The 9,573-nt window shown below is 66.2% G+C and carries 9 protein-coding genes; 6 read left to right on the forward strand and 3 right to left on the reverse strand.

The features are described from left to right. Positions 1-12 precede the first annotated feature (12 nt). On the forward strand, positions 13-1,476 hold the full coding sequence (locus HBE64_RS03155; protein WP_167108566.1) for an aldehyde dehydrogenase family protein: 1,464 nt from the start codon (positions 13-15) through the stop codon (positions 1,474-1,476). Here HBE64_RS03155 and HBE64_RS03160 read toward each other — a convergent pair. Continuing rightward, positions 1,473-2,672, reverse strand: coding sequence for a cytochrome P450 (locus tag HBE64_RS03160; RefSeq protein ID WP_167097695.1), 1,200 nt, complete (start codon positions 2,670-2,672; stop codon positions 1,473-1,475). The two genes, HBE64_RS03155 and HBE64_RS03160, sit on opposite strands and share 4 nt — an antisense overlap. Before the next feature lie 151 nt (positions 2,673-2,823). Between HBE64_RS03160 and HBE64_RS03165 the strand changes: the two genes are divergently transcribed. Next, positions 2,824-3,273 carry a nuclear transport factor 2 family protein gene (locus HBE64_RS03165; protein WP_208300555.1) on the forward strand — a complete coding sequence of 150 codons (450 nt, stop codon included), beginning with the start codon at positions 2,824-2,826 and terminating at the stop codon, positions 3,271-3,273. A 6-nt stretch (positions 3,274-3,279) separates the two neighbouring features. Next, positions 3,280-4,911, forward strand: a complete 1,632-nt coding sequence (locus HBE64_RS03170; protein ID WP_167097699.1) for an NAD(P)/FAD-dependent oxidoreductase — start codon at positions 3,280-3,282, stop codon at positions 4,909-4,911. Here HBE64_RS03170 and HBE64_RS03175 read toward each other — a convergent pair. After that, positions 4,884-5,507, reverse strand: coding sequence for a TetR/AcrR family transcriptional regulator (locus HBE64_RS03175; RefSeq protein ID WP_243841479.1), 624 nt, complete (start codon positions 5,505-5,507; stop codon positions 4,884-4,886). The genes HBE64_RS03170 and HBE64_RS03175 overlap by 28 nt on opposite strands. A gap of 53 nt (positions 5,508-5,560) precedes the next feature. Here HBE64_RS03175 and HBE64_RS03180 point away from each other — a divergent pair, with 53 nt between their 5' ends. Both HBE64_RS03180 and HBE64_RS03185 read left to right on the forward strand, forming a co-directional pair. After that, a complete protein-coding gene (locus HBE64_RS03180) occupies positions 5,561-5,935 on the forward strand; it encodes an ester cyclase (RefSeq protein ID WP_167108571.1) in 375 nt (124 codons plus the stop codon). Continuing rightward, positions 5,932-6,975: a TIGR03857 family LLM class F420-dependent oxidoreductase gene (locus tag HBE64_RS03185; protein ID WP_167097701.1), complete on the forward strand. Its 1,044-nt coding sequence runs from the start codon at positions 5,932-5,934 to the stop codon at positions 6,973-6,975. The genes HBE64_RS03180 and HBE64_RS03185 overlap by 4 nt, the downstream gene beginning before the upstream one ends. Here the strand turns inward: HBE64_RS03185 and HBE64_RS03190 are convergent. Further along, entirely contained in the window at positions 6,965-8,461 is a 1,497-nt protein-coding gene (locus HBE64_RS03190) for an acyl-CoA carboxylase subunit beta (protein ID WP_167097702.1), read from the reverse strand. The two genes, HBE64_RS03185 and HBE64_RS03190, sit on opposite strands and share 11 nt — an antisense overlap. Before the next feature lie 62 nt (positions 8,462-8,523). Between HBE64_RS03190 and HBE64_RS03195 the strand changes: the two genes are divergently transcribed. After that, a complete protein-coding gene (locus HBE64_RS03195; protein WP_167097704.1) occupies positions 8,524-9,552 on the forward strand; it encodes an LLM class F420-dependent oxidoreductase in 1,029 nt (342 codons plus the stop codon). The last annotated feature ends 21 nt before the right edge of the window (positions 9,553-9,573 follow it).

Consider the following 9,573-nt stretch of genomic DNA (forward strand, 5'->3'; position numbering starts at 1 on the left):
GCCGAATCCCGGATGCTCGTCGACGGCGACCTCGTGCCGGCGGCCTCCGGTGCCGAGTTCGTCAACGAGAGCCCGGCCACCGGCCTGCCGCTGGGGACGACGGCAGCCGCCGGTGCTGTCGATATGGATCGGGCGATCAACGCGGCCCGTCACGCGTTCGACGAGTCGGACTGGTCCACCAACCGTTCGCTGCGCAAACGCGTGCTCGAACAGTTGCAGGGTGCGATCGAGGCCGAAAAAGACGCTCTGCGTGAGGAACTCGTCGCTGAGGCCGGATGCCCGATGATGACCACACTGTCGGCTCAGCTGGATTGGCCGCTCGCCGAAGCGCTGCGCTATCCGGCCGGCCTGATCGACGACTTCGAGTGGCAGCGCACGCTCGAGGGCGGCGGCCTGTTCGGAGACCGCAACGTGCGCACCGTCGTCAAGGAACCGGTCGGGGTGGTCGCCGCGATCACGCCGTCGAACTTCCCGATCGAGGTCATCCTCAACAAACTGGGACCCGCACTGGCGGCGGGAAACACCGTGGTCCTCAAGCCCGACCCGCACACCCCGTGGAACGCCACCCGGCTGGGCCGGCTGATCGCCGAGCGCACCGACATCCCGGCGGGGGTGGTCAACGTCGTCCCGACACCGTCCAATGAGGTCGCCGGGCTGTTGGGCACCGACCCGCGGGTGGACATGATCTCGTTCACCGGGTCGACGTCGGTGGGCAAGCTGCTCATGCGCCAGGGCGCGGACACGATGAAACGGATGTTCCTCGAACTCGGCGGTAAGTCGGTGGCGATCGTGCTCGACGACGCGAACCCGGCTGCCATCGTTCCCACTGCGGTCGGAGTGTGTGTGCATGCCGGACAGGCCTGTGCCGCGACCACCCGCATGCTGATCCACCGCTCCCTGTACGAGCAGGCGGTGGCTGATATCACCGCGGCGTATTCCGTTGTCCCGGTGGGTGACCCGGTGCGGGAGGATGTTCTGGTCGGTCCGCTCATCAGTTCCGCCCAGAAACAGCGGGTGCTGACGGCCATCGCCGCCGCGCGTGCCGAGGGTGCCGAGATCACCACCGGCGGCGGCACGCCGGAGAATCTGCCCGCCGAACTCGCAGGCGGGCACTTCGTTGCACCCACGGTCATCACCGGTGTGGACAACAGCGCCGCGATCGCCCAGCAGGAGGTCTTCGGCCCGGTGCTGATCGTCATCCCGTTCGACGACGACGACCACGCGGTGCGCATCGCCAATGAAAGCCCCTACGGCCTGGCCGGGGCCGTGATGTCACGGTCGATCGAGCGCGGGATGGACATCGCGCACCGCATCCGGACCGGGTCCTTCGGCGTCAACGGTGGCATGTTCTACGGGGCCGACGCGCCCTTCGGCGGCTACAAGAACAGCGGTGTGGGACGGCAGTGCGGGATCGAGGGGTTCCAGCAGTACCTGGAAACCAAGACGATCGGCTGCCGGGTACCGAGGCCGGTTTAGCGCGCAGCGGTGAAGGTCACCGGGATCGCGGTCGGTGACCGGAACGGCTGGCCCCAGATCCGTGGGTTGTCGTCGGTCACCAACTCGATGTCGGTCAGCCGGTCCAGCAGCGTCTCCAGTGCCACCCGGGTTTCCATCCTGGCCAGATGCAATCCCATGCAGGTGTGCTCACCGGCGGCAAAGGAGATGTGCGGCAGTCGTTTCCGGAAGATATCGAACTTCTCCGAATCCGTCCAGCGCTGCTCGTCGCGGTTGGCCGACCCGATGCACACGTCGATCACCGCACCCTTGGGGATCGTGACGCCTTCGATCTCGGTGTCGGTATTGGCCGAGCGTTGCACGGTGGTCAGCGGCGTCTCGTAGCGCAGCCCCTCCTCGATGGCCGGCGCCAGCAGCTCGCGGTCGTGTTGGACGGCCCGGAACTGCTCGGGATGGCTCAGCAGCAGATAGATCAGGTTCCCCGAGGACCTGTAGGTGGTCTCCAGCCCGGCGGGCAGCAGCAGCCGTAGGAACGAGTAGATGGCTTCGTCGGTCAGCTTCTCGCCGTCGATCTCGGCGGAGACCAGGTCGCCGATGATGTCCTCGGTCGGCCTCGAGCGGCGCAGCTCGATCTGTTGCAGGAAGTAGTCTTTCAGCGCCGCCGACGCTTCGAACGCCCGCTTGTAGCGGATGTGGTAGCTGATCAGCTCGACTGCCCGCTGCCGGAACCAGGGCAGGTCCGCTTCGGGCAGACCGAGCAGCTTGCTGATCACCCGGGTGGGGAACTCGAAGGTGAACTGCTTGACCAGATCGGCCTGGCCGTCGGCGATGAACTCGTCGATCAACGTGTTGACGACCGGCCGCACGATCGTCGGCTCCCAGCGCTGCAGCGACTTCGACTTGAACGCCGCGGACACCAGGTTGCGATGTTGCCAGTGGGTTCGGCCTTCCATCGCCAGCAGTGTCGGGCCGATGAACAGCCCGACGGTTGAGTCGTAGATCTGGGAGTTGAAGGCCTGGCTGTCCCGGAACACCCGGTTGACCGCATCGAAGGACACCGCGGCGTACATGTCCTTGGGCCGCATCTCGGCGGCCTTCGACCAGTCCATGACCGAGCCTTCGAAGATGCCCGGTGACTCCCGGCGCCGTGCGGCGAATATCGGGTACGGGTCGGACAGCAGATCCAGGGTCTCGGTGGGGTTTACCGGACTCTCCATGCCGACCTCCGATTCTTCTGGTTGCACTTCCGGCGATAGATACTGTAAACCATACGGTATATCGGACTATGAGAATAGCGAGGACGTGGTGACCACGACTATCACGGTGATTACAGTTGGTCTCTCCACACGCGCGACCGAAGGGTGCACAGTGACAACGACGGCCGACGAACTCGAAGCCATCCGGCAGCTCAAGGCCCGCTACTGCCGGTATCTGGACACCAAGGACGTCGAGGGCTGGCGTGCGGTGTTCTGCGCCGACCTCACCGTGCTGCTCGACGGCGCCGTCTCCACGGGTGGCAACGACCCGCAGACGGGTCCGCCGATCGAGGGCGTGGACAACTTCGTCCCGATGGTGCTGGCAACGCTGGACGGGGTGGCCACCGTCCACCACTGCCACACGCCGGAGCTCACTCTCGATTCGCCGACGACCGCGACCGGCATCTGGGCGATGGAGGATATGTTGTTCTTTCCCGACGGCAACCAGCTGCACGGGGCGGGCCACTACCACGAAACCTACGAGAAGCGTGACGGCGCTTGGCGAATCAAGTCGCTGCATCTCACCCGAACGCTATTGCGTTTCTCGACTGCTGACGGCTGAGAGTCGATGACCCCCACCGCCGAAGCAGGGCGCTTCGATGTGATCGTCATCGGGGCGGGGTTCTCCGGGCTCTACATGCTGCACCGGCTGCGTGAGCTCGGCCTGCACGCCCGGGTGCTGGAGAAGGCGCACAATGTCGGCGGCACATGGCTTTTCAACCGTTACCCGGGCGCGCGCTGCGATATCGAGAGCATCGAGTACTCCTACAGCTTCTCCGAGGAGATCCAGCAGGAGTGGGTGTGGACGGAGACCATGCCTGCCCAGCCGGAGATCGAGGCGTATCTGAACTTCGTCGCCGACCGGCTCGACCTGCGCACCGACATCAGCTTCGGCGCCGACGTGGTGGCGATGACATTCGATGAGGACGCCGCCGAGTGGCTGCTGCAGACCGAATCCGGGCAGCGTTACGTCGCCCCGTTCGTCGTGGCCGCCTCGGGCATCCTGTCGGTTCCGCTGGAGCCGGACATTCCCGGCATCGAGACGTTCACCGGAACCTCGCTGTTCACCAGCCGCTGGCCCCGCGACGGCGTCGACCTCACCGGCCGACGCGTCGGTGTGGTCGGCACCGGATCGACCGGGGTGCAACTGATTCCGGTGATCGCCCCGACGGTGGAGCATCTCTACGTCTTCCAGCGATCACCGGCCTTCACGCTGCCGTGGTCGGTGCGCGCGCTCGAACCCGGCGAACTCGACGAGCTGAAGTCGCGCTACGGCGAGATCCGCCGAGCGCAGCGTGAACATCCGGTGGGTGCGGCGCGGCTGAGCGCCTTCTCGGTGCTCATCGACATGCTCAGCTGTCCACCGATCAGCTCGGCCACCGCGGAGGAGAAGCGCCGCGCCGTCGAGGTGCGCGGCATCGTCGGTGCACTCAGCTGGGGTGACATCTTCTTCGACATCGACGCCAACCGGATGGCCACCGAGCTCTACGGCCAGGCGATCGCGCGGATCGTGTCGGATCCCGCGACGGCGGCCGCGCTGGTGCCCAGCCATCCCTTCGGGTGTAAGCGCCCGATCATCGACCAGGGCTACTACGAGACGTTCAATCGGGACAACGTCACCCTCGTCGACCTGCGCACAGGCCCGCTGCGGACCGTCACACCGACCGGGATCGACACCGAGAACGGCCATTTCGACCTTGATGTGATCATCTATGCCACCGGCTTCGACGCGATGACCGGAGCGCTGACGCGCATCGAGGTCCGCGGCCACGACGGGGTGTTGCTGCGTGATGTCTGGGCGCAGGACGGGCCGGTGGCCTACCTGGGGCTGGCGGTGGCCGGATTCCCCAACCTGTTCATCGTGCAGGCCCCGGGCAGCCCGTCGGCCGCGACGAACTTCGTCACCGCCATGGAGCAGCACGTGGAGTGGATCGGGGACTGCATCACGTATCTGCGCGACGGTGGGTTTCGCACCATCGAGGCCCTGCCGGATGCCCAGCGGGAGTGGATCGAGCACACCACTTCCCTTGTCGCACCGACAGTCCTGGTTCACCCGAGCTGCAACTCCTGGTACAACGGCGCGAACGTGCGCGGCAAGAAGAGGATGTACATGGGATACACGGCGGGCATCCCGGAGTACCGCAGACGGTGCGACGAGGTGGCCGAGCGCGGCTATGCCGGTTTCGTCCTGGGCCCGTAGTCGTGGATGATCCGTTCGCGCGTGCGGGCCAGTTCGCGGCCGATGTCGAAGCTGCCCGGCAGGGCGATCCAGACGAACACCGCGCCGAACGTCGCCGCGGTGATGTCGCCGACCGCTGCGTCCACGTCGACATCGCGGCGTACCGACTTGTCGCGAATCCCGTGTCGAAGGCTCGCGGCGATCTTGTGCGCCGCGCTCGACAGGTCGGCAGCGATCCGGTCACGCAGCGGCGAGGTGGTCTTGACCGCTTCGAAGGTGGCCACGTACATCGCCCTGAACACGTCAGGTTCGCGGGCGTAGAGCTCACGGATCCGGTCGATGTGGGCCAGCACCTGCTCCATACCCGTCGCGGCCGGATCCGGGTCCGGGTTCAGGCCACTCATGTACGCCTGCATGAAGTCGTCGAGGATGGCGTCCTTGCCCCCGTAGCGGGCGTGCACCATGGTGCGGCTGTACCCGGCGCGACGGCCGATCTCCGCGGCGGTCGTTGCCTCCCAACCCTTCTCGACGATGAGCGCGGCGGCAGCCTCCATCAGCCGGCGTCGAGACGTCTCGACCCGCTCCACTTGCGTCAAGCCGCGTTCGGGCGAGGGCACCCTTGCATATTAAACACACGACAACTAAGTTGCCTGGAATGACGTCAGCGCCGGTGGGCAGGACAGCGCGTGAGGTCGTCGAGCTCTACAACCTGGTGGTCTGGAACACGCGGGACTTCGCGCTGGCCGAAGAACTTCTGGGGGACAGCGTGATTCGCCACGAGGTGGGAGAGGTCCATGTGCTCACCCATGACGAGGCGGTCAAACGGGTGGTCGACACCTGGGGGATGTTCGACGAGATCCGGTTCGATCTGAACCTGATCGTCGCAGGCGACGACGGCGAGCACGTGGCGCTGGTCTACCAGTCGCCGATGCGCCTCACCGACGGTACCGAGCTCTGCATCGGAAGCATGGAGATTTTCCGCGTCGTCGACGGCCGGATCGTCGAGGTCTGGAATTGCGGCCACAAACAAGGAGAGTGGAAGTGACTGACCAACCTTTGGACGAACTCGGCTATTACCTGCTGGCCGGTGCCGGCGGCGAAGGTCCTGCCACCCTGATGGACGAGGCCCGCCGCGGTGAGGAACTCGGCTTCGGAACGGCATTCATCTCCGAGCGCTGGAACGTCAAAGAGGCCTCGTCGCTGGTGGGCGCCGCGTGCGCGGTGACCACCCGGATGCAGATCGCCACGGCCGCCACCAATCACAACACCCGCCATCCGCTGATCACCGGGTCGTGGGCCACCACCATGCATCGACTGTCCGGTGGCCGGTTCACCCTGGGAATCGGACGCGGAATCGGCGCCATCTATTCGGCGTTCGGCATTCCGGCGGTCACCACCGCGCAGATGGAGGACTTCGCCCAGGTGATGCGCCGGTTGTGGCAGGGCGAGATCATCTTCAACCACGACGGCCCGCTCGGGAAGTACCAGATCCTGTTCCTCGATCCGGACTTCCGGGAGGACATCCGGCTGGCGCTGGTGGCGTTCGGGCCGAACACCCTCAAGCTCGGTGGACGCGCCTTCGACGACGTCATCCTGCACACCTACTTCACCCCGGAAACCCTGCAGCGCTGCGTCAAGACTGTCAAGGACGCCGCCGAGCAGGCCGGTCGCGACCCGGACAGCGTGCGCGTGTGGTCCTGCTTCGCCACCGTCGGTGACCACCTGCCCGAAGAGCTGCGGCTGAAGAAGACGGTGGCCCGCCTGGCCACCTACCTTCAGGGCTACGGGGATCTTCTGGTCACCACCAACGGCTGGGATCCCGCTGTGCTGGAACGGTTCCGGGCCGACTCGGTGGTGCAGTCCATCGGTGGCGGCATCGACCACAAGGGCACCGCCGAGCAGATCGAGCACATCGCGACGCTGATTCCGGACGAATGGCTGGAGCCGTCGGCCACCGGATCCGCACAACAATGCGTCGACCGGATCCGCAAGGAATTCGACTATGGTGCCGACGCGGTGATCCTGCACGGCGCCACCCCCGACGAGCTCGAACCGGTCGTGCAGACCTACCGCGCTACGGTGTGATCACGGTGCGCGACACCGGTTCTGCGACCTGCTGGCGGCTGTAGACACCGCGCTGCAAGGCCAGCAGTAGGGCATTGCGGGTTTCTTCCGGCGAGATCAGTTCGTCGAACCCGAGGTTGCTCGCCGAGCGGTAGGACGCCTCGAGTTCCATGTTCTTGAGAATCTCGGTGACGTCGTCGTCGGCGTGCGACGCCCGGCTCAGCGCCGCCGCGCTCATCGCCCCCATGGTGGCTCCCGGGAAGGCGAAGGTCGCCACCTGGCTGTCAAAACCCAACAGCGACATCACCATCGAGCCGAAACCGAACGCCTTGCGCAGCGTCACATGAAGTTTGATCGTCGTGGCCGCCGTCTGCGCGGCGAACATCCGCGCGCCGGACCGCAGCACACCGCTGCGCTCGGACGCACTGCCGGGCAGCATGCCGGGATTGTCGGCCAGGAAGACGATCGGCAGGTGGAACGAGTCGGCCACCATGATGAAATGTGCTGCCTTGTCGGCGGCATCGGCGTCGATCGACCCCGCGAGCTTCGTCGGCTGGTTGGCCACGACGGCCACCGGATAGCCGCCCAGGTGCGCCAGCGCGCAGATGATCGCCGGGCCGAACTTTGGCTGCACCTCGAGCCAGTCCGGCTCGTCGAACACCACGTCGAGAACGGTGCGCATGTCGTAGATGCGCCGGTTGTCCCGGGAGATGATGTCCAGCAACTCCGGGGTGGGGCGCAGTTCCGCCGAGTCGTCGTAGAGCCGGGTCGGGGGATAGGCCCATGCGCTGGAGGGGAAATAGGACAGGTAGCGGCGCACGTCGTCGAGCACCGCTTCGTCGGTCTCGGCGAAGTTGTGGATCACGCCGCTGCGCAGGGCGACATCGGGGCCGCCGAGGTCCTCCTTCGAGATGTCCTCTCCGGTGGACTCTTTCACCACCGGCGGACCCGCGGTGAAGATGGCGCCCTGACTGCTCATGATGCTGAAGTCGCACACCGGCGCCACCAGTGCGCCGTGGCCGGCCGACGGGCCGAGCACAGCGGAGACGGTCGGCACCTTGCCTGAACACTGCGCCTGGGCGATCAGGTCGGTGGGGCTGCGGCCATAGTGCTCACCACTGGGCCGAAAACCGGCCCCTTCCAACAGCATTACCAGCGGCACCTTGTTGCGCAAAGCGAGTTCGGCCAGCCGGTAGCGCTTCGCGTTGCCGCCGGGGCCGATCGTGCCCGCCAGGGTGGTGAAATCCTCGGCCCCGATCATCACCGGTGTGCCGCCGACGCGTCCGGCCCCGGCGACGATACCGTCGGCGGCGATCTCGCCTCCGACCAGGGTGCCGAACTCCTGGAAGGTGCCGGGGTCGAGAAGGTGGTCGATACGGGCCCGCGCGTCGAGTTTGCCTTTGGCGTGGTGCTTGGCCAGCCGTTCGTCGCCGCCCATCGCGTGGGCATTCTGACGCCGCCGACTCAGGTCGTGCAGTGTGTCCTGCCAGTCCTGCGCGTTGCCCATCGATGTGTCCTAACCGTGCGCGCGTTGACCATACTGAATTGCTTACTGTAGCGTCTGCCAGCATGGCGTCGGGCGGCGGTCTCAAGGTCGACCGCGGAGTGATGACCCGGCTCGCCGAAGTCGCCGGCGCGGCCCGCGAACTCGAGCAGCTCGGCTACGACGGCTGCTGGACCGCCGAGATCAATCATGACCCGTTCCTGCCGTTGACCCTGGCCGCCGAGCACACCTCGCAGATCGAGTTGGGCACGAGCATCGCCGTGGCATTCGCGCGTAACCCGATGACCGTGGCCAATGTCGGCTGGGATCTACAGGAGTACTCCCAAGGCCGGCTGCTGCTCGGCCTGGGCACTCAGATCAAACCGCATATCGAGAAGCGGTTCAGCATGCCGTGGAGTCAGCCGGCTAAACGGATGGGCGAGTTCGTCGTCGCGCTGCGCGCCATCTGGGACTGCTGGCATCACGGCACCAAGCTGAGTTTCGACGGGGACTTCTATACCCACCGGCTGATGACGCCGATGTTCACCCCGGAGCCCCAGCCCTACGGTTCGCCGAAGATCCTCATCGCGGCGGTGGGCGAGTTGATGACCGAGATGTGCGGCGAGGTCGCCGACGGGATGATCGCGCACGCCTTCACCACCAAGCGTTACTTCGACGAGGTGACGATCCCGGCGGTGGAGCGCGGGATGGCCAAGTCCGGCCGCAGCCGCGACGACTTCCAGATGTTCGCGCCGGTGTTCGTGGTGACCGGTGCCGACGAGGCGGAAATGGCCGCGGCGGCAACAGCTTCACGCAAGCAGATCGCGTTCTATGCCTCGACCCCGGCCTACCGCAAGGTGCTGGAACTGCACGGCTGGGCAGACCTGCAGACCGAACTGCACCGGCTGTCGATGGAAGGGCAGTGGGACACCATGGGCACCCTCATCGACGACGAGATCCTGGACACCTTCGCCGTGGTCGCGCCGCTGGGGGAGTTGGCCGGTGCGCTCAGGGCCCGCTGCGACGGCATCATCGATCGGGTGATGGTCGGGCTGCCGGCCGGGACACCGGAGGCTACCGTCCGAGCCTTCCTCGACGAGGTCCGCGCCACCTGAGCGGTTGTGTGGCAACGGTTG

Source organism: Mycobacterium sp. DL592 (genome assembly GCF_011694515.1).
In the GTDB taxonomy this organism is placed as follows: Bacteria; Actinomycetota; Actinomycetes; order Mycobacteriales; family Mycobacteriaceae; genus Mycobacterium.

What these genes read in the sequence shown, in the direction of transcription:
- HBE64_RS03195 (WP_167097704.1), top strand. Translation starts at nt 8,524, where the DNA reads ATGGCGTCGGGCGGCGGTCTCAAGGTCGACCGCGGAGTGATGACCCGG.
- HBE64_RS03190 (WP_167097702.1), bottom strand. Translation starts at nt 8,461, where the DNA reads ATGGGCAACGCGCAGGACTGGCAGGACACACTGCACGACCTGAGTCGG.
- HBE64_RS03170 (WP_167097699.1), top strand. Translation starts at nt 3,280, where the DNA reads ATGACCCCCACCGCCGAAGCAGGGCGCTTCGATGTGATCGTCATCGGG.
- HBE64_RS03160 (WP_167097695.1), bottom strand. Translation starts at nt 2,672, where the DNA reads ATGGAGAGTCCGGTAAACCCCACCGAGACCCTGGATCTGCTGTCCGAC.
- HBE64_RS03155 (WP_167108566.1), top strand. Translation starts at nt 13, where the DNA reads ATGCTCGTCGACGGCGACCTCGTGCCGGCGGCCTCCGGTGCCGAGTTC.